Origin of the sequence: Pseudomonas sp. UC 17F4, assembly GCF_900101695.1 — a bacterium.
Lineage (GTDB): Bacteria > Pseudomonadota > Gammaproteobacteria > Pseudomonadales > Pseudomonadaceae > Aquipseudomonas.
Genome location: NZ_FNKV01000001.1, coordinates 5,224,172 through 5,248,524, shown reverse-complemented (window position 1 = coordinate 5,248,524; position 24,353 = coordinate 5,224,172). Strand labels below are relative to the sequence as shown.

25 protein-coding genes and 1 tRNA gene are annotated in these 24,353 nt (G+C 62.2%); 21 read left to right on the top strand and 5 right to left on the bottom strand.

The window, feature by feature from the left end; all coding sequences use genetic code 11:
* Positions 1 to 89 precede the first annotated feature (89 nt).
* The 15 genes from aspS (at position 90) to BLR26_RS23840 (ending at position 12,336) form a co-directional block, all read left to right on the top strand.
* Complete coding sequence (gene aspS / locus BLR26_RS23910) at positions 90 to 1,865, top strand: aspartate--tRNA ligase (RefSeq protein ID WP_045193709.1); 1,776 nt, start codon at positions 90 to 92, stop codon at positions 1,863 to 1,865.
* 121 nt (positions 1,866 to 1,986) lie between these two features.
* A complete protein-coding gene (locus tag BLR26_RS23905; RefSeq protein WP_093386489.1) occupies positions 1,987 to 2,733 on the top strand; it encodes a YebC/PmpR family DNA-binding transcriptional regulator in 747 nt (248 codons plus the stop codon).
* Between the two features lie 170 nt (positions 2,734 to 2,903).
* Positions 2,904 to 3,428 (top strand): crossover junction endodeoxyribonuclease RuvC, encoded by a 525-nt coding sequence (gene ruvC, locus BLR26_RS23900; protein ID WP_093386484.1) that lies wholly within the window; start codon positions 2,904 to 2,906, stop codon positions 3,426 to 3,428.
* A gap of 108 nt (positions 3,429 to 3,536) precedes the next feature.
* Positions 3,537 to 4,145, top strand: a complete 609-nt coding sequence (gene ruvA / locus BLR26_RS23895; protein ID WP_010223195.1) for a Holliday junction branch migration protein RuvA — start codon at positions 3,537 to 3,539, stop codon at positions 4,143 to 4,145.
* Positions 4,146 to 5,201 carry a Holliday junction branch migration DNA helicase RuvB gene (gene ruvB / locus BLR26_RS23890; protein WP_045193539.1) on the top strand — a complete coding sequence of 352 codons (1,056 nt, stop codon included), beginning with the start codon at positions 4,146 to 4,148 and terminating at the stop codon, positions 5,199 to 5,201.
* 125 nt (positions 5,202 to 5,326) lie between these two features.
* Complete coding sequence (ybgC, locus tag BLR26_RS23885; protein ID WP_045193538.1) at positions 5,327 to 5,782, top strand: tol-pal system-associated acyl-CoA thioesterase; 456 nt, start codon at positions 5,327 to 5,329, stop codon at positions 5,780 to 5,782.
* A gap of 2 nt (positions 5,783 to 5,784) precedes the next feature.
* A complete protein-coding gene (gene tolQ, locus BLR26_RS23880; RefSeq protein WP_010223192.1) occupies positions 5,785 to 6,480 on the top strand; it encodes a protein TolQ in 696 nt (231 codons plus the stop codon).
* Between the two features lie 14 nt (positions 6,481 to 6,494).
* On the top strand, positions 6,495 to 6,947 hold the full coding sequence (gene tolR / locus BLR26_RS23875) for a protein TolR (RefSeq protein ID WP_045193537.1): 453 nt from the start codon (positions 6,495 to 6,497) through the stop codon (positions 6,945 to 6,947).
* Complete coding sequence (gene tolA / locus BLR26_RS23870) at positions 6,947 to 8,023, top strand: cell envelope integrity protein TolA (RefSeq protein ID WP_093386479.1); 1,077 nt, start codon at positions 6,947 to 6,949, stop codon at positions 8,021 to 8,023. Before tolR ends, tolA begins: the two co-directional genes overlap by 1 nt.
* The gene (gene tolB, locus BLR26_RS23865; protein WP_045193535.1) at positions 8,020 to 9,321 is read left to right on the top strand and encodes a Tol-Pal system beta propeller repeat protein TolB; all 1,302 of its coding nucleotides are present in this window, start codon (positions 8,020 to 8,022) and stop codon (positions 9,319 to 9,321) included. The genes tolA and tolB overlap by 4 nt, the downstream gene beginning before the upstream one ends.
* Before the next feature lie 52 nt (positions 9,322 to 9,373).
* Complete coding sequence (gene pal / locus BLR26_RS23860) at positions 9,374 to 9,871, top strand: peptidoglycan-associated lipoprotein Pal (RefSeq protein WP_010223188.1); 498 nt, start codon at positions 9,374 to 9,376, stop codon at positions 9,869 to 9,871.
* Between the two features lie 6 nt (positions 9,872 to 9,877).
* Positions 9,878 to 10,705 (top strand): tol-pal system protein YbgF, encoded by an 828-nt coding sequence (ybgF, locus tag BLR26_RS23855; protein ID WP_093386475.1) that lies wholly within the window; start codon positions 9,878 to 9,880, stop codon positions 10,703 to 10,705.
* Positions 10,706 to 10,863: 158 nt separating this feature from the next.
* Complete coding sequence (gene queE / locus BLR26_RS23850) at positions 10,864 to 11,511, top strand: 7-carboxy-7-deazaguanine synthase QueE (RefSeq protein ID WP_093386470.1); 648 nt, start codon at positions 10,864 to 10,866, stop codon at positions 11,509 to 11,511.
* A gap of 13 nt (positions 11,512 to 11,524) precedes the next feature.
* Positions 11,525 to 12,199 (top strand): 7-cyano-7-deazaguanine synthase QueC, encoded by a 675-nt coding sequence (gene queC / locus BLR26_RS23845; RefSeq protein WP_045193531.1) that lies wholly within the window; start codon positions 11,525 to 11,527, stop codon positions 12,197 to 12,199.
* 61 nt (positions 12,200 to 12,260) lie between these two features.
* Positions 12,261 to 12,336, top strand: a tRNA-Lys gene (locus tag BLR26_RS23840).
* 60 nt (positions 12,337 to 12,396) lie between these two features.
* On the opposite strand, the gene BLR26_RS23835 is transcribed toward BLR26_RS23840, so the two are convergent.
* Complete coding sequence (locus tag BLR26_RS23835; RefSeq protein ID WP_371128657.1) at positions 12,397 to 14,568, bottom strand: TonB-dependent receptor; 2,172 nt, start codon at positions 14,566 to 14,568, stop codon at positions 12,397 to 12,399.
* A gap of 269 nt (positions 14,569 to 14,837) precedes the next feature.
* Here BLR26_RS23835 and BLR26_RS23830 point away from each other — a divergent pair, with 269 nt between their 5' ends.
* Entirely contained in the window at positions 14,838 to 15,722 is an 885-nt protein-coding gene (locus tag BLR26_RS23830; protein WP_093386460.1) for a glycosyltransferase family 2 protein, read from the top strand.
* Positions 15,723 to 15,739: 17 nt separating this feature from the next.
* Positions 15,740 to 16,360 (top strand): CatB-related O-acetyltransferase, encoded by a 621-nt coding sequence (locus BLR26_RS23825; protein WP_045193528.1) that lies wholly within the window; start codon positions 15,740 to 15,742, stop codon positions 16,358 to 16,360.
* A gap of 3 nt (positions 16,361 to 16,363) precedes the next feature.
* Here BLR26_RS23825 and BLR26_RS23820 read toward each other — a convergent pair whose 3' ends face one another.
* Positions 16,364 to 17,617 carry an ankyrin repeat domain-containing protein gene (locus tag BLR26_RS23820; protein ID WP_093386455.1) on the bottom strand — a complete coding sequence of 418 codons (1,254 nt, stop codon included), beginning with the start codon at positions 17,615 to 17,617 and terminating at the stop codon, positions 16,364 to 16,366.
* 148 nt (positions 17,618 to 17,765) lie between these two features.
* Here BLR26_RS23820 and BLR26_RS23815 point away from each other — a divergent pair, with 148 nt between their 5' ends.
* Positions 17,766 to 18,224 carry a hypothetical protein gene (locus BLR26_RS23815; protein WP_093386449.1) on the top strand — a complete coding sequence of 153 codons (459 nt, stop codon included), beginning with the start codon at positions 17,766 to 17,768 and terminating at the stop codon, positions 18,222 to 18,224.
* Here the strand turns inward: BLR26_RS23815 and BLR26_RS23810 are convergent.
* Complete coding sequence (locus BLR26_RS23810) at positions 18,166 to 19,116, bottom strand: DMT family transporter (RefSeq protein ID WP_093386444.1); 951 nt, start codon at positions 19,114 to 19,116, stop codon at positions 18,166 to 18,168. The two genes, BLR26_RS23815 and BLR26_RS23810, sit on opposite strands and share 59 nt — an antisense overlap.
* A gap of 91 nt (positions 19,117 to 19,207) precedes the next feature.
* Here BLR26_RS23810 and BLR26_RS23805 point away from each other — a divergent pair, with 91 nt between their 5' ends.
* Both BLR26_RS23805 and BLR26_RS23800 read left to right on the top strand, forming a co-directional pair.
* Entirely contained in the window at positions 19,208 to 20,089 is an 882-nt protein-coding gene (locus BLR26_RS23805) for a LysR family transcriptional regulator (protein ID WP_093386439.1), read from the top strand.
* 48 nt (positions 20,090 to 20,137) lie between these two features.
* Positions 20,138 to 20,827 carry a peptidoglycan DD-metalloendopeptidase family protein gene (locus BLR26_RS23800; RefSeq protein WP_093386435.1) on the top strand — a complete coding sequence of 230 codons (690 nt, stop codon included), beginning with the start codon at positions 20,138 to 20,140 and terminating at the stop codon, positions 20,825 to 20,827.
* A gap of 6 nt (positions 20,828 to 20,833) precedes the next feature.
* Here BLR26_RS23800 and BLR26_RS23795 read toward each other — a convergent pair whose 3' ends face one another.
* Positions 20,834 to 21,481: a TetR/AcrR family transcriptional regulator gene (locus BLR26_RS23795; protein ID WP_093386431.1), complete on the bottom strand. Its 648-nt coding sequence runs from the start codon at positions 21,479 to 21,481 to the stop codon at positions 20,834 to 20,836.
* Between the two features lie 101 nt (positions 21,482 to 21,582).
* Here BLR26_RS23795 and BLR26_RS23790 point away from each other — a divergent pair, with 101 nt between their 5' ends.
* Entirely contained in the window at positions 21,583 to 22,008 is a 426-nt protein-coding gene (locus BLR26_RS23790) for a hypothetical protein (protein ID WP_176794292.1), read from the top strand.
* On the opposite strand, the gene BLR26_RS23785 is transcribed toward BLR26_RS23790, so the two are convergent.
* A complete protein-coding gene (locus BLR26_RS23785; protein WP_093386421.1) occupies positions 22,009 to 24,345 on the bottom strand; it encodes a tetratricopeptide repeat protein in 2,337 nt (778 codons plus the stop codon).
* Between the last annotated feature and the right edge of the window lie 8 nt (positions 24,346 to 24,353).

Genomic DNA, 24,353 nt, shown 5'->3' with positions numbered 1-24,353 from the left:
ATTGCACCGGCAGGGTCTTGCACTATTAGCCCTTTGGGGCTGCAAGGCCTCCACTGAACATACGAATGACGAGAAGCGAAACCACCATCATGATGCGCAGCCATTATTGCGGCCAACTGAACGAGAGCCTGGAAGGTCAGGAAATTACCCTTTGCGGATGGGTCCATCGTCGCCGCGACCACGGCGGGGTGATTTTCCTCGATATCCGTGATCGCGAAGGCATGGCCCAGGTCGTTTTCGACCCGGATCGCGCAGAAAGCTTCGCCGCCGCCGACCGCGTGCGCAGCGAATACGTGGTGCAGATTACCGGCAAGGTGCGTCCGCGTCCGGCTGGCGCAGTCAACGCCAACATGGCCTCGGGTGCCATCGAAGTGTTGGGTTATGAGCTGACCGTGCTGAACGAAGCGGAAACCCCGCCGTTCCCGCTCAACGAATACTCCGACGTTGGCGAAGAAACCCGCTTGCGCTATCGCTTCATCGACCTGCGTCGTCCAGAGATGGCCGAGAAGCTGCGTCTGCGTTCGCGCATCACCACCAGCATCCGTCGCTTCCTCGACGAAAACGGCTTCCTCGACGTCGAAACGCCGATTCTCACCCGTGCCACCCCTGAGGGCGCGCGTGACTACCTGGTGCCGAGCCGTACCCACGCCGGCAGCTTCTTCGCCCTGCCGCAATCGCCCCAGCTGTTCAAGCAGCTGCTGATGGTTGCCGGTTTCGACCGCTACTACCAGATCGCCAAGTGCTTCCGCGACGAAGACCTGCGCGCCGACCGTCAGCCGGAATTCACCCAGATCGACATCGAGACCAGCTTCCTCGATGAGTCCGAGATCATGGGCCTGACCGAAAGCATGATCCGCAAGCTGTTCAAGGAAGTCCTGGACCTGGAATTCGGTGAATTCCCGCACATGACCTTCGAAGAAGCCATGCGCCGCTACGGTTCCGACAAGCCTGACCTGCGTAACCCGCTGGAACTGGTCGACGTTGCCGACCAGCTCAAGGACGTTGAATTCAAGGTGTTCAGCGGCCCGGCCAACGATCCGAAGAGCCGTGTTGCCGCCCTGCGCGTGCCAGGTGGCGCGAGCATGCCGCGCAGCCGCATCGACGAGTACACCAAGTTCGTCGGCATCTACGGTGCCAAGGGCCTGGCCTACATCAAGGTCAACGAGCGCGCCAAGGGCGTTGAAGGCCTGCAGTCGCCGATCGTCAAGAACATCCCTGAGGCCAACCTCAACGTGATCCTCGATCGCGTTGGTGCGGTCGATGGCGACATCGTGTTCTTCGGCGCCGACAAGGCCAAGATCGTCAGCGAGGCGCTGGGCGCCCTGCGTATCAAGGTCGGTAACGATTTCAACCTGCTCACCTGCGAGTGGGCCCCGATGTGGGTGGTTGACTTCCCGATGTTCGAAGAGAACGACGACGGCAGCTTCACCGCGCTGCACCACCCGTTCACCGCGCCAAAATGCAGCCCCGAAGAGCTCGAGGCCAACCCGGCCACCGCGCTGTCGCGTGCTTACGACATGGTCCTCAACGGTACCGAGCTGGGTGGCGGTTCGATCCGTATCCACCGCAAAGAGATGCAACAGGCGGTCTTCCGTCTGCTGGGTATCGAAGCGGCTGAGCAGGAAGAGAAGTTCGGTTTCCTGCTCGACGCCCTGAAGTTCGGCGCACCGCCGCACGGCGGCCTGGCCTTCGGCCTTGACCGTCTGGTGATGCTGATGACCGGCGCCCAGTCGATTCGCGAAGTCATTGCCTTCCCGAAAACCCAGAGCGCCGCGTGCGTCATGACCCAGGCCCCTGGCCTGGTCGATGCCAAGGCCCTGCGTGAGTTGCATATCCGTCTGCGCGAACAGCCCAAGGCTGAGTAAGCGGGCCCCGGGCGCATCCAGATGGATGCGCCTTTGCGTTAAGGCGCATGAATTTAAAGGTCTCGGCCGGGCGTGAGCGCGGCCGCGGCGTGGCATTGTTACAAAGGATTCGGAGTGCGTTATGGCAGGTCATTCCAAGTGGGCAAACATCAAGCACCGCAAAGAGCGCCAGGATGCCAAGCGAGGCAAGATCTTCACCAAGTGGATTCGTGAGCTGACCGTTGCCGCCAAGCAGGGCGGAGGCGATCCTGCCTCCAACCCGCGCTTGCGCCTGGCCCTGGACAAGGCGTTGGGGGCGAACATGAGCCGCGACATCATCGACCGGGCGGTTGCCCGCGGTGCTGGCACGGCCGAAGCCGACAACGTCGAAGAGCTCAGCTACGAAGGTTACGGCCCGGGCGGCGTGGCGATCATGGTCGAGGCCATGACCGACAACCGCAACCGTACCGCCGCCGCTGTGCGTCATGCCTTCAGCAAATGCGGCGGCAACCTGGGGACTGACGGCTCGGTGGCTTACCTGTTCGAGCGCAAGGGCCAGATCAGCTTCGCCGCCGGCGTCGACGAAGACGCGCTGATGGAAGCGGCGATGGAGGCCGATGCCGACGACGTGGTCAGCAACGAAGATGGCTCGTTCGAGGTCTTCACCTCGTTCAACAGCTTCTATGCCGTGCGCAACGCCCTGGAAGAGGCCGGTTTCAAGGCCGCTGACGCGGAAATCGTGATGCAGCCGACCACCAGCGCCGAACTCGACCTGGACGGCGCACAGAAGGTGCTCAAGCTGATCGACATGCTTGAAGACCTGGACGACGTACAGAACGTCTACTCCAATGCCGAAATTCCTGACGAAGTCATGGAACAGCTCGGCTAGTCTCAAGTTGTTCATTTAGGTGGGAGCGAGCTTGCCTCGCGATGCGATTGGGTGGTAGTGCGCAATCGCGGGGCAAGCCCGCTCCTACCGGCCCGAGGCCGGATCTGCCTGCAGTTGCATTGCACCTGCGAGCCGGTCCGGCTTCTGTTTTTACTATGGCGCAAAGACGTATGACTCTGATTCTTGGCATCGACCCCGGCTCGCGCATTACCGGCTATGGCGTGGTGCACCACAGCGGGCGGGGTTGCGAGTACGTGGCTTCGGGCTGCATTCGTACCGGCGCCGGCGAGCTGCCCGAGCGCCTGCAGATCGTCTTTCGCGGCGTGCGCGAAATCATCCGCCAGCACGGCCCGGTGACCATGGGCATCGAGCGGGTGTTCATGGCGCGTAACGCCGACTCGGCGCTCAAGCTCGGCCAGGCCCGCGGCGCGGCGATCGTCGCGGCTATCGAAGAAGGCCTGGAAATCGCCGAGTACAGCGCCACCCAGGTCAAGCAGGCGGTGGCCGGCACCGGTGGGGCCAACAAGGAGCAGGTGCAGATGATGGTCATGCACCTGCTGAAACTGACGCAAAAGCCGCAGATCGATGCCTCCGACGCCCTGGCCATCGCCTTGTGCCATGCCCATACCCGCTCAAGCCTGGTGCCCCACGGCCTGGGTACGGCGCGCAGTCGAAGCGGGCGCTTGCGGCTCTGATAGCATCATCTGCTGAAACAAATTTTGCCTGGGCAATGCCATCGGCCATTGCATTTGCTGTTAGGGTTGACCGGTCGCTTGCCGGTACCCATGAGGAAGGATCGGAACGTGATTGGACGTTTGCGCGGCACCCTGGCTGAAAAACAGCCGCCGCACCTGATTGTCGACGTCAACGGCCTGGGCTATGAGCTCGAAGTGCCGATGACCACCCTGTACCGCCTGCCCAAGGTTGGCGAAGTGGTGACCTTGCACACCCACCTGGTGGTGCGCGAAGACGCCCACCTGCTGTATGGCTTCCATGAAAAGCGCGAGCGCGAGCTGTTTCGCGAGCTGATCCGCCTTAATGGCGTGGGGCCCAAGCTGGCCCTGGCATTGATGTCGGGCCTGGAGGTCGACGAACTGGTACGCTGTGTCCAGGCCCAGGATGCTTCGGCCCTGGTCAAGGTGCCGGGGGTTGGTAAAAAGACCGCCGAACGCCTGCTGGTCGAACTCAAGGACCGCTTCAAGGCCTGGGAAACCTCCCCGGCCATGTTTGCCCTTGTGCCCAATGGTCCACTGCCGATTGCCAGCGTTTCCAGCGCCGAGGCCGATGCCGTCAGCGCGCTGATTTCCCTGGGCTACAAGCCCCAGGAAGCGAGCAAGGCGGTCGCCGCCGTGGATGCCAAGGGCCTGAGCAGCGAAGAGCTGATCCGTCGCAGCCTGAAGGGAATGATCTAAGTGATTGAAGCCGATCGACTGATAGCCGCCACCGGGCGCGACCGTGAAGAGGTCCAGGACCGGGCGATCCGCCCATTGCGCCTGGCCGAATACATCGGCCAGCCGGTGGTGCGTGAACAGATGGCGCTGTTCATCCAGGCCGCCCGCGGGCGCAACGAATCCCTCGACCACACCCTGATCTTCGGCCCGCCGGGCCTGGGCAAGACCACCCTGGCCAATATCATTGCCCAGGAAATGGGCGTGTCGATCAAAAGCACTTCCGGGCCGATCCTCGAGCGCCCGGGTGACCTGGCCGCGTTGCTGACCAACCTAGAGCCGCACGATGTGCTGTTCATCGACGAAATCCATCGCCTGTCGCCCATCGTCGAAGAAGTGCTGTACCCGGCCATGGAAGACTTCCAGCTCGACATCATGATCGGCGAGGGGCCGGCGGCGCGTTCGATCAAGCTCGACTTGCCGCCGTTCACCCTGGTCGGCGCCACCACCCGTGCCGGCATGCTGACCAACCCGCTGCGTGACCGCTTCGGCATCGTCCAGCGCCTTGAGTTCTACAACACCGAGGACCTGGCGACCATCGTCAGCCGTTCCGGTGGCATTCTCGGCCTGCCCATTGAAGACGAAGGTGCCTTCGAGATCGCCCGCCGCGCCCGTGGCACGCCACGGATTGCCAACCGCTTGCTGCGGCGGGTGCGCGACTACGCCGAAGTGCGCGGCAAGGGCCACATCACCAAGCCGGTGGCCGACATGGCGCTGAACCTGCTGGACGTCGACGAGCGCGGTTTCGATCATCAGGACCGGCGCTTGCTGCTGACCATGATCGAGAAGTTCGACGGCGGCCCGGTGGGGGTCGACAGCCTGGCCGCGGCCATCAGCGAAGAGCGTCACACCATCGAGGACGTGCTCGAGCCCTACCTGATCCAGCAGGGCTACATCATGCGCACGCCACGGGGCAGGGTGGTGACCCGGCATGCCTACCTGCATTTCGGCCTGAACATTCCCAACCGCCTGGGCGAATCGATCAGCGGCGAGGGTTTTTCCGCCCAGACCGATGAATGACAGATTTATCCAGCGTTTCTGTGGTCCTATCCGCGGGCATGCCTCAGTCGCGCTGGCAATACGACATAATCGATGAAAAACAGTTGCCGGGGCGGATTGGCAAGCTGAGGAGTTAGCACTAGAGTATGCGCGCGCAAAACGAGCTAGAGCCGTTCGCACATCGTTGTCGTGTCTATTACGAAGATACCGATGCCGGCGGCGTGGTGTATTACGTCAATTACCTGAAATTCATGGAACGTGCCCGCACCGAGCGGTTGCGTGACCTGGGCTTTGCCCAGTCGGCACTGGCGCAGGACAACCTGCTGTTCGTGGTCCATTCCAGCGAGGCGCGCTATCACGCGCCAGCGCGGCTGGACGACGAGTTGCGGGTTACCGCGCAAGTGCTTGAATTGAACCGCGCCAGCCTGCGCTTCGTGCAGCAGGTGTGGCGCGAAAAAGATGCAACGCTGCTCTGTGAGGGGCAGTTCCTGGTGGCCTGTGTGCGCGCCGATACTTTCAAACCCCGGGCCATCCCCCAAGCGCTGCGCGCGGCCTTTGCCGAGGCGGGCGATCCGGGTACTCATTCAAATGCAGGAGATTAAGCGTGGAAGCTAACGTCGTCGACCATACCTCCATGTGGAGCCTGGTCAGCAATGCCAGCATCGTGGTGCAGCTGGTCATGCTGATTCTGGTGGCCGCATCGGTAACGTCATGGATCATGATTTTCCAGCGCAGTACCATGCTGCGCGCCGGTCGTCGTGCGCTGGACAGCTTTGAAGAGCGCTTCTGGTCGGGTATCGACCTGTCCAAGCTGTATCGTCAGGCTGGCAGCAACCCGGACCCGGATTCGGGTGTAGAGCAGGTGTTCCGCGCCGGCTTCAAAGAGTTCTCGCGTCTGCGCCAACAGCCAGGCGTCGACCCGGACGCGGTCATGGAAGGCGTTGGCCGGGCCATGCGCGTAGCCATCTCCCGTGAGGAAGAGAAGCTCGAGCAGAGCCTGCCGTTCCTCGCCACCGTCGGTTCCACCAGCCCGTACATCGGCCTGTTCGGTACCGTCTGGGGCATCATGAACTCCTTCCGTGGCCTGGCCTCGGCGCAGCAAGCGACCCTGGCCACCGTGGCCCCGGGTATCGCCGAAGCCCTGATCGCCACCGCGATCGGCCTGTTCGCCGCGATCCCTGCGGTTATTGCCTACAACCGTTTCGCTGCCCGCAGTGAAGTCTTGATCGGCCGTTACTACACGTTCGCCGACGAGTTCCAGGCCATCCTGCACCGTAAAGTGCACACCAGCGAAGAGTGATCAGGTAAAAGCCCATGGCCCGAGTTCGCCACAAACGCAAGCCGGTCGCCGAAATGAACGTGGTGCCATACATCGACGTGATGCTGGTACTGCTGGTGATTTTCATGGTGACCGCACCGATGCTCAACCAGGGCGTGAAGGTCGACCTGCCCAAGGTTTCCAGTGAAGCCTTGCCGCAGGACAACAACACCCAGGTCCTGACCATTTCGATCAAGGCTGACAAGACCTACTACTGGAACCTTGGCAGCGAAGTCGACACCGACAAGCAGATGGACAAGGCCATGACCTTGCCGCAAATGACCGACGCCGTGACCAAGATCATCAGCGCCGGCCGTGACCAGGGCAAGCAGACCCAGGTCTTCATCCGTGGCGACAAGTCCGTCGACTACGGCGCGGTCATGGGTGCCATGGGCGGGTTGCAGAAGGCAGGTGTCGGTAACGTTGGCCTGATTACCGAGGCGCCCTGATGCAACAGCGAGAGCCATCCGCCTCGGAAAGCTATTTCTGGCCCAGTGTCTGGGCCATTGCGCTGCACGTTCTGGTGTTCGGCATGCTGTTCGTCAGCTTTGCCATGACCCCGGAGCTGCCGCCGGCCAAGCCTATTGTCCAGGCAACCCTGTACCAGCTCAAATCCAAGAGCCAGGCCACCACCCAGACCAATCAGAAGATTGCCGGTGAGGCCAAGAAGACTGCTTCGCGTCAAACCGAAGAAGAACAGATGGAACAGAAGAAGGTCGAGCAGCAGGCAGTGAAGGCTGCGGAACAAAAGAAAGAAGAAGCGGCTCAAAAGGCCGAAGAGGCGCGAGCCGAAGCTGAAGCGAAGAAAGCCGAACAGGCCGAGAAGGCCGAGGAAGCGAAGAAAACCGCCGAAGCCAAGAAAGCCGAAGAGGCGAAGAAGGCTGCCGAGAAGCAACAGGCTGACATCGCCAAGAAGAAGGCCGAAGAGGAAGCCAAGAAAAAGGCTGACGAAGAGGCCAAGAAGCAGGCGGCTGAAGAAGCCAAGAAAAAAGCAGCCGAGGACGCCAAGAAGAAGGCGGCCGAGGACGCCAAGAAAAAAGCAACGGCTGAAGAGGCGAAGAAGAAAGCCGCCGAAGACGCCAAGAAGAAAGCCGCAGCTGATGCGGCCAAGAAGAAGGCACAGGATGCAGCCCGCAAGGCGGCGGAAGACAAGAAAGCCCAGGCCCTGGCCGAGCTTCTGTCCGATACCACCGAACGGCAGCAGGCCCTGGCTGACGAGCAGGGTGACCAGGTAGCCGGCGATTTCGACGACCTGATCCGTGCACGTGCGGCCGAGGGCTGGGCACGTCCGCCTTCTGCGCGCAAGAACATGACGGTGGTCCTGCAGATCGGCATGTTGCCGGACGGCACCATTACCTCGGTGAGCGTAGCCCGCTCCAGTGGTGACGGTCCGTTTGACAGCTCGGCTGTGGCAGCGGTCAAGAACATTGGTCGTTTAACCGAAATGCAGGGCTTGAAACCGAGCGAATTCAATCCCTATCGTTCATTCAAGATGACATTCACACCTGAGGATCTAGCCTTGTGATTAACCTTCTTCGAGGACTGCTGGTCGTTCTCTGCTGTGCAGCAGGGTTGGCCGTAGCAGATGAAAAGAACATTCTGGTCACCAGCGGCAGCGATCGCGCCACGCCGATCGCGGTCGTGCCGTTCGGGCTGCAGGGCGGCAGCGTGCTGCCTGAAGACATGGCTGACATCATCGGCAATGACCTGCGCAACTCCGGTTATTACTCGCCGATCCCGCGCCAGAACATGATCAGCCAGCCGAGCCAGGCCAGCGAAGTGATCTTCCGTGATTGGAAAGCCCTGGGCGCCCAGTACGTGATGGTCGGCAGCATCGTTCCGTCCGGCGGCCGCCTGCAGGTGCAGTACGCGCTGTTCAACGTCGCCACCGAGCAGCAAGTGCTGACCGGCAGCGTCTCGGGCAGCGTCGATCAACTGCGCGACATGTCGCACTACATCGCCGACCAGTCGTTCGAAAAGCTCACCGGCATCAAGGGTGCATTCTCTACCCGCATGCTTTACGTGACCGCCGAGCGCTTCTCGACCAACAATACCCGTTACACCCTGCAGCGTTCGGACTACGACGGTGCGCGGGCGGTAACCCTGCTGCAGTCGCGTGAGCCGATCCTGTCGCCGCGCTTTGCACCAGACGGCAAGCGCATTGCCTACGTGTCGTTCGAGCAGAAGCGTCCGCGCATCTTCGTCCAGCATATCGATACCGGTCGCCGTGAGCAGATCACCAACTTCGAAGGCCTCAACGGTGCGCCAGCCTGGTCGCCGGATGGTTCGCGCCTGGCGTTCGTGCTGTCCAAGGACGGCAACCCGGACATCTACGTGATGAACATGGGTTCGCGCCAGCTGTCGCGCGTGACCGCAGGCCCGGGTATCAACACCGAACCGTTCTGGGGTAAAGATGGCTCGACCATCTACTTCACCTCCGACCGCGGTGGTAAACCACAGATCTACAAAACCAATGTTTCCGGTGGTGGTGCAGAGCGGGTAACTTTCGTGGGTAACTACAACGCCAACCCTAAACTGTCGGCGGATGAAAAGACCCTGGTGATGATTCATCGCCAACAAGGTTTCACCAACTTCAAAGTGGCTGCACAAGATTTGCAACGCGGCAGTGTAAAGATTCTCTCGGAAACAAGTCTTGATGAGTCACCCACTGTTGCGCCCAACGGCACCATGCTAATCTACGCCACCCGCCAGCAGGGCCGGGGAGTCTTGATGCTCGTCTCTCTCAACGGACGCGTGAGGCTCCCGCTTCCTACCGCTCAAGGCGAAGTCAGAGAACCGTCCTGGTCCCCTTACCTGAACTGACGCGGCGCTTTACGTTTTACTTAACACACTGGGGTTCATTAGGAGTTTCACGATGGAAATGCTGAAGTTTGGTAAGTTTGCTGCGCTGGCTCTGGCCATGGCCGTAGCTGTAGGTTGCTCCTCGAAAGGCGGCGACGATGCTGGTCAAGGCCAGGTTGATCCTAACGCTGGCTACGGTGCCAACACTGGCGCTGTTGACGGCAGCCTGAGCGAAGAAGCTGCTCTGCGCGCAATCACCACCTTCTACTTCGAATACGACAGCTCGGACCTGAAGCCAGAAGCCATGCGCGCTCTGGACGTTCATGCCAAGGACCTGAAAGGCAACGGCGCTCGCGTCGTTCTGGAAGGTAACACCGACGAGCGTGGTACTCGCGAATACAACATGGCTCTGGGCGAGCGTCGTGCGAAAGCCGTTCAACGCTACCTGGTACTGCAAGGCGTTTCTCCTGCCCAGCTGGAACTGGTTTCCTACGGCGAAGAGCGTCCAGTTGCTACCGGTAACGACGAGCAGTCCTGGGCTCAGAACCGTCGCGTCGAACTGCGTAAGTAATTCGATATGCGAACGTGCCGTCGTGCTGTAACCGTCCTGGCTCTCACCCTGCCTCTCATGGCCTGGGCTGAGGTTCCTGTTGTTGATGACAACGCAGGCTATAGCGGCGCAAGCAGCTATCCGCCTGCGGGTTATGGTACGAACGGCGCCTATGCCGGGGGAGGGGTTACGGCCCCTGCCTCGGCACAGGGCCAGCTGTTCATGCAACTGCAGCAAATGCAGGAGCAGATAGCGCGTCAACAAGGCGTCATTGAAGAGCTGCAAAATGACGTGTCACGCATGAAACAGGAGAGCCTGGAGCGTTACCAGGACCTGGATCGGCGTATCGGAAGCGGTGTTGCACCTGCCGCCACTCCACCCAATTCCCCAGCCGGTGGCGAAGCCGCCGGTGCTGCTGCAGGCGCTGTCGCCGGTGCTGCCACCGGCCAGCAGCCTGCCGCCAGCAGCGAACCTGGCGATCCGGCGAAAGAGAAGCTCTATTACGACGCTGCTTTCGACCTGATCAAAGCCAAGGATTTCGACAAGGCCAGCCAGGCGTTCAACGCCTTCCTGCGCAAGTACCCGAACAGCCAGTATGCCGGCAACGCCCAGTACTGGCTCGGTGAAGTAAACCTGGCCAAAGGTGACCTGCAAGCGGCAGGGCAAGCCTTTGCCAAAGTGAGCCAGCTGTATCCCAAGCACAACAAGGTGCCGGATTCGCTGTACAAGCTCGCCGACGTGGAACGCCGCCTGGGTCACACCGACCGGGTCAAGGGCATTCTCCAGCAGGTGGTTACCCAGTACCCGGGTACCTCGGCTGCACAACTGGCCCAGCGCGATTTGCAAAAGCTCTGAACCAGCCGTTTTAAAAGAAACCCGCGCTAGTCGCGGGTTTTTTCGTTAGAATCACTGCCCTTTTATGAAACACGCTGCTGCGAACTACGCGATGACGGGTTCTCAGCAGTGCCTGACGGAGGCGGACAGCCTGTTTAGCTGTTACGCCCGTGGCGACTATGCAAGACACATTACGCATTACCGAAGTTTTTTACTCTTTGCAGGGTGAAACGCGTACCGCTGGGCTGCCCACGGTATTCGTCCGCCTCACCGGCTGCCCGCTGCGTTGCCAGTATTGCGACAGCGAGTACGCATTCAGTGGCGGCAGCATCCGCACCCTCGACTCGATCCTCGACCAGGTCGCCGGCTTCAAGCCGCGCTATGTCTGCGTCACCGGCGGCGAGCCGCTGGCCCAGCCCAATGCCATCCCTTTGCTCAAGCAACTGTGCGACGCCGGTTACGAGGTTTCGCTGGAGACCAGTGGCGCCCTGGATATTTCCAGGGTCGACACCCGGGTCAGTCGCGTGGTCGACCTGAAAACCCCAGGCTCCGAGGAAGTTCACCGCAACCGTTACGAGAATATCGAGCTGCTGACCCCGAATGACCAGGTCAAGTTCGTTATCTGTTCCCGTGAAGACTACGATTGGGCGGTGTCCAAGCTCATTCAATATGGCCTGGAAAAACGCGCTGGCGACGTACTCTTCTCGCCCAGCCACCACCAGGTGAGTGCCACCGACCTGGCCGACTGGATCGTGGCCGATAATTTGCCGGTTCGTTTCCAGATGCAGCTGCACAAACTGCTGTGGAACGACGAACCGGGACGCTGACAGGAGTGATGCAATGACTGAGAAACGTGCGGTAATTCTGCTTTCCGGCGGCCTCGACTCGGCCACTGTTGTTGCCATGGCCAAGGCCGAGGGCTACAGCTGCTACACCATGAGCTTCGACTACGGCCAGCGCCACCGCGCCGAGCTCAACGCCGCAGCGCGGGTTGCCCGCGACCTGGGCGTGGTCGAACACAAGGTCATCGGCCTGAGCCTGGACGGTATTGGCGGCTCGGCCCTGACCGACAGCAGCATCGATGTACCTGAAGCGCCGAGCGAAGGCATCCCGGTCACTTACGTGCCGGCACGCAATACGGTGTTCCTGTCCCTGGCCCTGGGCTGGGCAGAGGTACTGGAAGCCCGCGATATCTTCATCGGCGTCAACGCCGTGGATTACTCCGGTTACCCGGATTGCCGTCCGGAGTTCGTCGAGGCGTTCGAGCGCATGGCCAATCTGGCTACCAAAGCCGGTGTCGAAGGCAACGGCTTTCGCATCCAGGCACCGCTGCAGAACCTCAGCAAGGCGCAGATCGTCCAGGCCGGCATGGCCCGCGGGGTGGATTACAGCCTGACCGTTTCCTGCTATCAGGCCGACGATCAAGGCCGTGCGTGCGGCAAATGTGACAGCTGCCGCCTGCGCGCCGACGGCTTTAAAGCCGCCGGTGTAGAGGACCCGACCAGATATTTTTAAATTATTTTGCGATGGGGTGTTGATTTCCTGTTAGAAATCAGTATTATACGCGCCATCCAACGGGTCGTTAGCTCAGTTGGTAGAGCAGTTGGCTTTTAACCAATTGGTCGTAGGTTCGAATCCTACACGACCCACCATACGCTGTAAGAGAAAGCCCGCGTCCTGCAAAGGTCGCGGGCTTTTTCGTTTCCTACCTATCAGAACGCGTAGGTCGCCGACAGAATCGCCGAACGCGCATCGCCGTACTCTATGGCCGAAGAACGCGCATCGGTGCCGTTCTGCTGGCGCACACGCTCAACGTAATCCTTGTCGAACAGGTTGTTGACGTTCAGCTGCAGGTCGAGGTCTTCGTTGACCCGGTACGCCACCATGGCGTTGTGCAGCCAGTAGGCGTCAAGCTTGGCGCTGGTGCTGGAGGTGACGTTGCGTTCGCTGACATAACGCGCGCCATAGCCCAGGGTCCAGCCGGCCGGCAGCTGGTAAGTGGTCCACAGGTTCAGCGAGCGCGGCGGGGTGTTGCCCAGGGCCTGGCCTTCACGGGCGATACCGGCTGCAGTGTTGGCGGCCTTGAGGGTTTCACTGTCGAGGAAGGTGTAGTTGGCGAACACATCCCACTGCTCGGTGATATGCCCGGTGACCCCGACTTCGACGCCCTGTACACGCTGCTTGCCGGCCAGTTGGGTGGAGCCGTCGGCCATGGTTTCGCGGGCGTTGGTCTTTTCTACCCGAAACAGCGCCGCGTCCAGTTCCAGGCGCTTGTCGAGCAGCTCCCATTTGGTCCCCAGTTCCCAGGTTTCGTTCTTTTCCGGGGCGAGGTTTTCGGTGGCCGCGCTCAGGCCGCCGCCGGTGGAGGCCAGGCTCTCTGCCGAAGGGTTGAAGGAGTTGCCCCAGGCCAGGTAGATACGCCCGTTCTCAGTCGGTTTGTAGACCAGCCCGGCACGGCCACTGAGTTTCTCGTCGGTGGAGTCGAAGTCGGAGGTGCGTACATGCCCGGCGTCGTAGCCTTGGGCCTGACCTTTGAACTTGTCGTAGCGCAGGCCCAGGTTCAGGTCCCATTGCTCATGCAGGGCAATGGTGTCGAAGATGTACAGCGCCTGGTTGGTCAGCTCGGTGTCGGTGTAGCTGCTGGTGGCCTTGTTGGCCGGCCCCGACCAGTGCCCCGGCGGGTTGCTCAGATCATAACCATTAGCGGGATACAGGGCGTTGCTCAAGCCGTAGCCGTAGGTCTTCAGGTCCATGGTTTCGCGTGACACTTCCATGCCGGTGACCAGGTCATGGCGCATGCCCAGCAGCTTGAAGTTGCTGATCAGATTGGTCTGGTTGATCCACATTTCGGTGGTCGCATCGCGCCCGTAGCCCTGGGGGCCGGCGGGGCGATAGCGGCCAGGCGGCAGGCCGGTGGTGTTGACGTGCGAAGCCGAAACCGTGGTATCGCGGGCAATGTGGCTGTAGCGCGTAAGGTTTTGCAGGCGCAGGTTGTCGTTGAAGTCGTGTTCGAAGTTGGCGGTGAACGAGCTTTGCTCGATCTCTTCCTTGTCGAGGTTCTTCCAGCCGAAGTAGTCTTCGCGGCTGACGCCGGCCAGGCGTTTGCCGTCCAGGGCCGGTACGCCGTAGTCGGGCAGGTTGTCATCGACCTGGTGGAAGGCGCTCAGGGTCAGGCGCGTGGATTCGCTCAGGCCCAGGCGCAGCGATGGGGCGAGCCCCCAGCGTTCACGGTCGATCTGTTCGCGGCCGGCCACATCGTTCTGGTGGCCCATGAGGTTGATGCGAAACGCGCTGTCATGCCCTACGCCCTCCAGCGGCTGGTTGCTGTCCAGGGTCATGCGGTAGTAGCTGTCGGTGCCGACACTGCCGCCCAGGCGGGTGAAGGCCTGGTCCTGGGGCTGCTTGCTGATGATGTTGATGCTGCCGCCGGTGGTGCCGGCACCACCGAACACAGAGTTGGGGCCTTTGATGACTTCGACCTGCTCGACATTGAAGGTGTCGGTGCGGTTGGTCTGGGCGCTGTCGCGCAAGCCGTCGATCTGGATATTGCTGTTGGCCGAGAAGCCGCGGATGTTGATGCTGTCGCCCGAGCCGCCACCGCCTTCGCCGGCGTTGAAGGTGATGCCGGAGACGTTGGACAGTACCTGGCGCAGGCTCAGGGCCTGCTGCTCCTTGATTACCTGGGAGGGCACCACGGTGATGGTCTGCGGGGTGTCGAGCAGGGTGGTGGTGTACTTGCCCGACGCCGAGCGTTCAGTCTTGTAGTCGCTGCTGGCCTTGGCATCGATGTTGATATTGCCCAGCTCCATAGGCGGGCTGGACGCCTTCTCGGCGAGCGAATAGCTTGATGTTGAAGCGACGGCAAGGCCCAGCGCTGAAGCCATGAAGGAATGCGATGAACGACCACGAGCAAGTTGGCAAGACATGTAAAGTTTCACCCCAGTGAAAATTAAATGTAAGTGTTTATGAGAATTATTAGCAGTTACGCTGCCGATGATAATCTCGCCGCTTACCTTTCTTGCAGCTGTAGGTGTTTCGACATGTTTCTGGAGCGAACCATGACAACCAGGCAGAGTTCCAGCATCATGGTGCCACTTCGAACTCAAAGATGACCCGCCTCCGTCGTGAGGCCGGCATAAGGCTTTTACCCGTAATGACCCAAGAACACGCCCAGCAGCCTTCCCAGTCGCCGCCACTGATCTCGGTCGTCGCTCCTTGCTACAACGCCGAGAAGTACCTTGAGGCCGCGCTGCAGAGCATCTTTGCCCAGGATTACCCCAACTTCGAGGTGATCATTGTCGACGATGGCTCGACGGACAACAGCCTTGCCATGCTCCGGGCGCTGCAGGACACCTACGCTTTCACCCTGCTGACCCAGCACAATCAGGGCGTCAGTGCCACGCTGAACAATGGCCTCAAGCATGCCCGGGGCGTGTATGTGTCCACTCCGGACCTGGACGACATCATGCTCCCGCATTCGCTCAGCGTCAGGGCCAGGTACCTGGACGAGCACCCCGAGGTCGGCTGCGTCGGCGCCCTGATCGCCTACATGGACAGCGATGGCGCCGAAACCAAGACCCAGCAGCGCACCGAGGTAAAGACCTTCAGCTTCGACCAGATCGTCCGCGAGGCAGTGGTCATCGGTGCGCCGGGCGCGTTGTACCGCATGCAGGCGATGCGCGCGGCGCAGTTCTACGACCCGGCGATCAAGGTCCAGGATTTCCAGATCACCCTCAGGATCGCCAGCAAGGGCTACCAGATTCACGAGTTGCCGGTGTGCGTGACGCGCTATCGCCGCCACCCCAACAACCTGTCGAGAAAGTTCAAGGTCCTGCTGGATGCCGATATGCTGGCGATGGCGCCCTTCAAAACGCATCCCGGGTATCAGCAGGGCAGGACGGTGCTGATCAACAAGGCATTGAAGTATGCGGTGGTCGCCGACAAGAAATTTGCCTGGCAACTGTTGCGCTCGATCCCGCTACGCCATTACAACCGCACCACATTCAAACGCCTGAAGCGCCTCGTACTGCACCGTTGATCAGCAAGGACCCCTTTGTGAAGTTATTCGACCTCTTGAAACAGCGGCGTGAGCGCAAACGACTGCGCTCGATGGACAAGCTTGAGCGTGCGGCAGAAAAGATCAGGCTGCGTTACCCACGTTATAGCGTCGGGGTGGGCACCTACGGGATTCCGGAAGTTGTCGAGTTCGGTGACGATACAGTGCTGAAGATCGGTTCCTACACCTCGATCGCAGCGGGCGTACAGATACTGCTCGGCGGTGAGCACCGTACCGACTGGCTGACCACTTACCCGTTCCCGGCCATGGTCGATGCCGTCAAGGACATCAAGGACTATGCGCCGAGCAAGGGCGATGTGGTGATCGGCAGCGACTGCTGGATCTGCACCAACGCGGTGATCCTCTCGGGCGTGACCATCGGCCATGGCGCGATTGTCGCCGCCGGTGCGCTGGTGACCCGCGATGTGCCGCCGTTTGCGGTGGTCGGCGGCAACCCGTGCAAGCAGATCAGGTGGCGGTTTGACGAAGAAGTGCGCAACACCTTGCTCGAAGCGGCCTGGTGGGACTGGCCCATGGATGAAGTCAAAGCTGTCTCGCGGATGCTCAGCAGCTCGGACCTTGATAGCTTTCTTGCCTACATCAAGGCCCGTAACGGCTGACAGTCAGTTGAACAGGCGCTGGCGCAGCGCGTCGATGCGTTCGGCCTCGGCCAGATAGTCGGCGGCACTGAGGTTGCTGTACAACGTGCCGGCCTTGATCCGCTTGGCATCGCGCCGCTGCTGCTCGGCGCGTTCGAGCAACGCCTTTTGCAAGGCACTTGCACTGTCCGGCGAGGCTTCAAGCAGTGGCCGGGCGATGATCTCGGCGCTGTCCAGGTGGTCCTGGGCGATGGCGCTGAGCACCGCACTGGGTTCACTTATCGCCCCCAGGCCCAGCAAGCGCTTGGCCAGCGCCGGCGTTACCTGCGCAGCGCCTACCAGCAGCGTGTCGGCTTGCACCGGCATGCCCTGGTCGAGCAACCAGCTGGCAGCTTCCAGGTGTCCATGCTGCAGGCAGCATTCCAGGCTGGCGCCGTGTCCACGCAACGTTTCGCTCAGGTCGCAGCCGGCCCTGCGCAGGGCTGCCAGGCGCTCGATATCGCCATGGCTGGCCGCATCGAGCAGCGCCAGTTGGCGCAGGCGTGGTTGTCCGGCGAGGCTGCCGTCAGCCAGTGCCGGGCGCCAGTCCAGTACTTGTTCGCGTAGCAAGGTCTCAAGCCGCGCCTTGAGCGTCACGCCCGACTCACCGGCTGCTTCCAGTTCATCCAGCGCTTCGAGCAGTTCGCTGGCGCTGCTGTACTCGGCCTGCGGGTCGAACGGGTCTTGTTCATAGGCCAGCAGGTGGAACAGCCCGGCGATGTCGTCGGCGATGCGTGCCAGGCTGTCCTGGTGCAGGCTGCCGGCCCAGGCTGGCGGCAGCCCGCGGCTCCAGGCGATCACCGCGCCATGGTTGGGGCCCGGGGTGACGCACACGTACAAGCGCTCCAGATATTCGAATCCGCCGAACGGCAGGTAGTCGAGCTTGCCGTTCCAGGGGCGGCCGTGTTCCCGGGCGGCTTCTTCGGCTTGCTCCTGTTCGTGCTCGATCCAGCCCCAGAGGTCGCGGTAGCCGTCACTATCCGGGTAGAACAGCTCGCTGAAGGAGAACGGGTGGCGGTGGCCGTCGTAAACCACTTCCAGGTCATAGCCGACGCGACCGCCCAGGCAGGTCTGCCACAGCTGCAACAGCCCTGCGGGTAGCGGGCCGCTCAGTTGGGCTTCGATCCGCGCCAGGGTGGCGGCGTCGATTGCAGGTTGAGTATCGAAGATCACGCAGCCTTCGAACAGGGCCAGGTGGTGGTCCTGCAACAGCTGATGTTCGGCGGGGGAGAGTTCCATTCGTGGTCCACCTTCGGATTGGGCCGCAGACTCTAGCACGCGGCGAAACCCTCATTGTATTGCCCGCAAGCCTCACGCCGAATTGATCTAAACGCCAGGAGTGAGAGGGGTAAAATGGTATCGACGCTGTAGCGCAGGAGTCATGGCAATGAAATCCTTCAGCACACTTGCGTTCACCACGGCACTGGCTGCGTTGCTGGTGGCCTGGCCGGCCCAGCACGCTCAAGCTGCGCAGTACCAGGAGCCGATCGACATGTCCGGGGTCAAGTTGCAACCCCAGGAGCAGAATGGCGTGAGCTATGTCAGCGGCGGAATCGGCATCGATGAGTCGCGGGCCATTCAGCAAGTCCAGGGCTATAACTTGCATCTGACCTTCTCGACCGGCCCCGAGAACAAGTATGTGCCGGATGTCGACCTGGCGATCCAGGGCGGGCAGGGGCAAACCTTGCTGCAACTGAGCCAGGTCGGGCCGATGGTCTACGTCAAGCTGCCGCCGGGTCATTACAACCTGGTCGCCTCGCGCAATGGCGTGCAGCAACTGGGCGCCGTCAACCTGGTTCCCGGCCAGACCGGCACGGTGAACCTGCACTGGCCGCAGGACAACTGAGCCGTGCCGGCACGCGGTTGACCAGCAGTATGCCGCTGATCAGCAGCGTGCCACCGGCCAGCATGGCGCCGCTCAGTTGCTCGCCCAGCAAAAGGGCGCCCGCGACCACGGCGGTCAGCGGGTTGAGGGCAATGAAACTGCCGGCCCGGGTGGCGCCGATCCTGGCGATGGCGTCGTAATACAGCACGTACGCCAGCGCCGAACCCAGTGCCCCCAGGTACCCCAGGCTGAGCAACTCGGGCGCCGACAGTGCGTGCAATGCGCTGATGCTCAGGCTGCCATTGAGCAGGGCGTGGACGCTGAGCATCGCTGCCCCGGCGAACACCGCATAGGTCACCGTGTGCAGCGCGCCGAGCTGTTTCACCAGGCCGCTGCAGCAGACACTGAAGATCACCCAGCTCAGCACGCAGCCGAAGATCAAGCCATCGCCGAGCCAGCTGCCCTGGCCAATCGCTGCGGGCGCCCGGGCCAGCACCACCCAGCCCGCGCCCAGCAGGCACAGGGCGACGCCGAGCAACTGTGTGCGGCCCAGGCGCTGCCTGAAACACAGGTAGGCCATGATCGCCATGACCGCAGGGTTGCTCGCCACGATCAGCGAAGCCCGGGAGGCATCGGTGTATTGCAGGCCATGGAAGAAGAACAGCGTATAGGCATAGATGCCGGCAAAACCCAGGCCGGCGACTTGCACGGCCTGGGTCTTGCTCACCCGGACAAAACCCTTTTTTGACACCCGCAGGATGATCGCCAGCACCAGGCTGGCCAGGGCAAAGCGCAGGCTGCCGAGCAGCAGCGGATCGACAGCGCTGGCCACGGCGCGACCGGCAACGAAGGTGCCGCCCCAGATCATCGCGACCAGCGCAAGTTTCAGGTAGGTGCAAAACTGAGACGGCATGGCGGGCCCCGGCTGACGGCGTACAGGTGATGCGCCATACTTGTCCGAATGCCGACTCATAGGGAAATGAGCAATTGCTCATGGGCTTTCGATGACTTTGACCCAGCTGGAAATCTTCGCCGTGGTCGCTGCGCGCAAAGGCTTCACCCTTGCCGCGGCGCAACTGAAAATCTCCCAATCAGGGGTGTCTCACGCCATCCGCGCCCTGGAGCAAGAGCTTGGCGTGGCCCTGTTCGAGCGCCAGCAGGGGCAGATCGAGCTGAGCGATATTGGCAGCCGCCTGCTGCCGCGGGCCCAGGCCATGCTCGGCCTGGCTGAAACCCTGCGCCAGGAAGCCCACGATGCCCGAGGCATGAAGCAGGGTACGCTGCGCATCGGCTCGTTCGGGCCGACAGCGTCGGTGCGTTTGCTGCCGGCGATTCTCGCTGCCTACCGCCAGGCGTACCCCGGTATCGAGGTGCATGTCGACGAAGGTCCGGACCGCCAGATGCTGCACTGGCTGCAGGAGCGGCGCATCGATGTCGGTTTCGTGGTGCTGCCTGAAGAGCAGTTCGACAGCTACCCGCTGCTGGAGGACCAGATGGTTGCGCTGCTGCCCGCCGACCATGCGCTGGCGCAGCTCGCTTCAGTGACGCTCAAGCAACTGTGCCTGGACCCGTTCGTGCTCACCGAGGCCGGTTCAGCCGAGATCGTCTCGCGGCTGTTTCTTGCCGCCAGGCTGCAACCCCGGATTCGCTACCGCACCTCGCAACTGCTCAGCACCCTGGAGATGGTTGCCCGTGGTGACGGTGTGAGCATCGTCGCGCAATCGTCCTTGCCGTTGCCCACGAGCCTGGCTTATGTGCAGCGCCCGCTCGATCCGCCGGTCAAGCGGATGGTGGGGCTGGCGGTGGTCGATGAGCGCATCATCTCGCCCGCGACCCGGGCTTTTATCGAACTTGCACGGAGTTTGCCGCGTAACGCTGCTGACTGATTTATAGTAGCGCCCTCGTCAACGGCGTCTCCGGGAAAAGGAAGTGGTGTGTTTTTCAGGTTTGTTCTGATCGCCGTAATGCTGGCGATGTCTGCATGCAGTTCGCATTCCCCAAGCCCCGGTAGCTCCGCCAACAAAGTCGTGGCCGGCACCTATAAGGTCAAGCGCGGCGATACCCTGTACTCGATTGCCTCGCGCCATGGCTGGAACTTCAAGGAACTGGCGCGCTACAACGGCATCAGTGCCCCCTATGCGGTGAATGTCGGCCAGACCATCCGCTTCGGTGGCTCGAAAACCACCACACGCACCACGCGCACCACCAGCAGTGCCAGCAAGGCCCGGCCCGTGGCGCCGGCCACCAAGGTCACCCTGCGCGGCTGGGCGTGGCCGCTGCAGGGCACGCTGATCCGCCGCTATTCCTCCGCCGACAAGCTCAACAAGGGCATTCGCATCGCCGCCACCCCGGGCCAGCCGGTGTACGCCAGCCTGGGTGGCAAGGTCGCGTTCGCGACCAACATCCGCGGCTATGGCAACCTGATCATCCTCCAGCATGGCACTGCCCATGCCAGCGTCTACGGCCACAACAGCAAGTTGCTGGTCAAGGAAGGCCAGACCGTCAGCAAGGGCCAGAAGATTGCCGAAGCCGGCGACCTGGATACCGACCGCGTGCAGCTGTACTTCGAAATCCGCCAGAACGGCAAGCCGATCGATCCGCTGAGCGTGTTGCCGGCCAGCTGAGGATGCTCAAGGCGTCGCTTGCAGGTAGTGGGCGATGATCTTCACGCTCAGTTGCAGACGTTGCTCGATGTCCTCGCTGGCCGGGGTATAGGCCGGCATGCTGACCGCCTTGAGAAACAGGTCGGCCTTGAGCATCTCCAGAAACTGGCAAGCAACCAGGCTGAGGGTTTGCCGGTCGGCCTGGATACCGTGCAGTTGCCCCAGGCGCTCGGCCAGCAACTGGTAGCTGCGCTCGGGGCCCAGGGTGTAGAAGTGCTCGCCGATCTGCGGAAAACGCGGCGCTTCGGCCACGATCAAGCGATACAGGCCGATGCTTCTGGGCGCCAGCAGGCCGTGCAGAAAGCGGCGCCCGTAGTGTTCGAGTACGCGTTCAAGCGAGTCGTGTGCGGCGCTGCCGGGGTCTGGGGCAACGAAGATCTCTTCGATCATTCGTTCAATCACTGCGGCAAACAAACCTTCCTTGCCGCCGAAGCTGCTGTACAGCGTCCCGCGTGAGCCGCCGGCCAGGTCGATGATCATGTCCAGGGTGGCGCCTTCAAAACCGTGCTCGATAAACGTCCGGGTGGCCGCCTCGATCAATGCGTGGCGGCGCTGAAGCCCGCGAGCGGTGAGGCGCGGGCTGGCCTTCCTGGGGTTTTCGCAGTCAGTACTCATGGTTGCTTGTCCGTCACTTAACGAGAACAAATCTCGTTTGGGTTGATCTTTGCTGAAAGAAGTGTATCGTACAGTACAGTATTAAATCGAGGTGTACGATGATGCTCAACCAATGGGTTCTGTTCGATGCCGGTGAGTTTCCGCTGGTTCACGTCAAGTCCATGCCTGCCAATCTTGACGAGGTAGAGCGCTGGATTGTCGAGGTCGAAGCGCTGCTGACGCGCAACCGTGAGTTTGTCCTGGTCTATCCGCCCATGCCGCCAGCGGCCGAGGACGACTTGCAGGCGCGCAAGCGTCTGGTGCTGTGGCTCAAGGGCCAGCGCCAGTGGCTGGCGTCGTGGTGCCGGGGCATGGTCCTGACGGCAACCGGGCAGCCGGGCAACCTTGCCGAACTGACCGGCCTGGCACCGGTATTGGCAGCAGTTTATGGCGTGCCGGTGCACGCCGTCCCCGGGGCGGCGCTGGCCCATAACCTGGCCTTGAGCCTGTTGACCACAGGGCGGGCATCGCAGCAGCCGGTGGCCTGATCAGCCATTGGGCCTGGCCTGCAGCAGCGGGTCGTGGGGGTTGATCTGGCGCAGGGCATCGAGCAGTTGCGCGGCTTCTGCGGGTTTGTGTTCTTGTTGCAGGTAGTGCATCAGCGCCAGGCGCAGGTCTCGGTTGTAGGGGTGCTGTTGCAGGCTGCGCCACAGTTGCTCGCGGGCCTTGGCTGGCTGCCCCTGGTCATGCAGGGCCACCGCCAGCACATAGCCGAAGCCAGCATTCTCGGGCTCCAGCTGGACGGCTTGGCGAAAGGCCTTGAGCGCCGCCTCGCGTTGGCCCTGACGAATCAGCGCCAGGCCGCTGGCCTGGTGCAGCAGGGCGGCTTGCGGATGCCGGGCCAGGGCCTGGTCAAGCTCGGCCCGTGCCTCTGTGCTGCGGCCCTGGCTGTCGAGCCATTGCGCCAGCGCTACCTGTGCCGGGAGGAAATCGGCATCGCGCCGGATCGCGCTGCGCAGGTAACCTTCGACCTCGGCGCCACGACCACTGGCCTGATAGAGCTGGGCCAGGTTGAGATTGGCTTCGGCGCGCTCCAGCAGGCTCAACTGCACCTGCTCGTACTCGCCGATGGCCTTGTCGAAGGCCGCTTCATGCACGCCAAGGCCCGCAGCCCGGGCCGCCAGCAAGGCATGGGCGGCGGCGATGCGCACCGCCCGTGTCGGGTCTCGCAGCAGCGGTGCCAGTAGGTCGGCGCGCTGCTCGGCAGGCATAAGCGCCGCCACTGCTTCAAGGGCGCTCAGGCGCACTTGCGCCGCGGGGTTCTTCAGCTCGCGGGCGGCAGCCTTGAAGCTCTGCTCGCTGGGGTAGTTGGCCAGTTCGGCGAGCAAGGTGGCGCGGCGGATGGCCGGCAGTTGCCGGTCCTGCAACTGCTCCAGCAGCGCCTGGGCGGCGCCGGGTTTGCCGCTGCGCAAGCGCTCCAGGCTGATGGCGTAAGTGCTGCCGCCGTCCTTGCCGTACCACAGGCGGAACTGTTCGGCGATGCGCTGGCCGGGGCTGGATTTATGACAGCCCAGGCAGGCGTCGGGGGTGCCCAGTTGCAATGCCTGGGCCGGTGCCGGAATGCTGAAACCATGGTCATGGCGCCAGTCGTTGACCATGTAGAATTTGCCCGGCATGTGGCAATCCACGCATTGTGAACCCGGCTGGCCGGGACTGTGCCGATGGTGTTCGATGGACTGGTAGTCCTTGGCCTGCAAACCGCTGCCATCGATGCCGGCCACTGCGCTCTTGCCGGCAGGGTTGTGGCATTGCAGGCAGACACCATCGCCCGCTACCTTGAGCTGGGTGCTGTGCGGGTCGTGGCAGTTGCTGCAGCGTACGCCCTTGGCGAACATCTTGCTCTGGCTGAAGGCGCCGTACTCGAACACCTCATCCTTGATCTTGCCGTCCAGGGCATACAGCTCGCGGGTCAGGCGGCTGGGCAGGTAGTCGTCCATCAGCGTGCGGTCGCTGTGAAAGCCATCCCCCAGCGGTGCACGGCGGGCGTGGCAGCGGGCGCAGGTTTGCACTTCGCTGATTTTGTCGCTATGGGCCAGGCTGCGGCTGAAACCGGCATTGGCTTGCTTGGCGGGCTTTTGCCCCGCCCATTGCACATGGTTGGAGGCCGGGCCGTGGCACGCCTGGCAGCCGACCCCCAGGCTGTTCCACTGGCTGTCGAAGGCGCCGCTGGCGGCGTTGAAGTTGCGCTTGAAGCCGGTGGTGTGACACTCCACGCACATGAAGTTGGCGTTCTGTTGCGGCTTGCTCCAGTGCAGCGGGTTCTTGAAGTCCACGCCCTGGCCCGGATAAAGGTGGAACCAGCGGTTGTTCTGTGTATCCCATGCCACGCCAAGGGCTTGCAGGTGGCCTTCGCCGGTGTCGATCAAGTACTGCTGCAGCGGCTCGATGCCGAAGGCATAAGCGACGCGATAATCCTGGTTACGCCCGTCTGCACCGGGAGTGTTGACCCAGAAATCCCCGCCCTTGCGAAAGAAGCGGGTGACCTCGTTTTCGGCCTTGAAGCTGCGTTCGGCGAAATCACCTAGCACCGTCTCGGCACTGGCGACCTGCATCGCCAACTGGTGATGCGAGCCCTGCCACTGCTTGCTCTGGGCCTGGTGGCAGCCCTGGCACTGGGCCTCGTCAACCAGGCTCGCCGGGGCCACTGGCGCAACGATCGGGGCTGGCGCGGTGCTGGCGGCGGTGAGCGGCGCGCTCTGCTCGACCAGCACCCAGGCAATCACCGTCAGTAACAGCGCCAACGCTGCCAGCAGCGGCCAGAACAGTCGACGCGCCGGCGCAGTGGCCGGCGGGGTATCGGTACGCTTGCGACGATCTTTCGACATGCAGACTT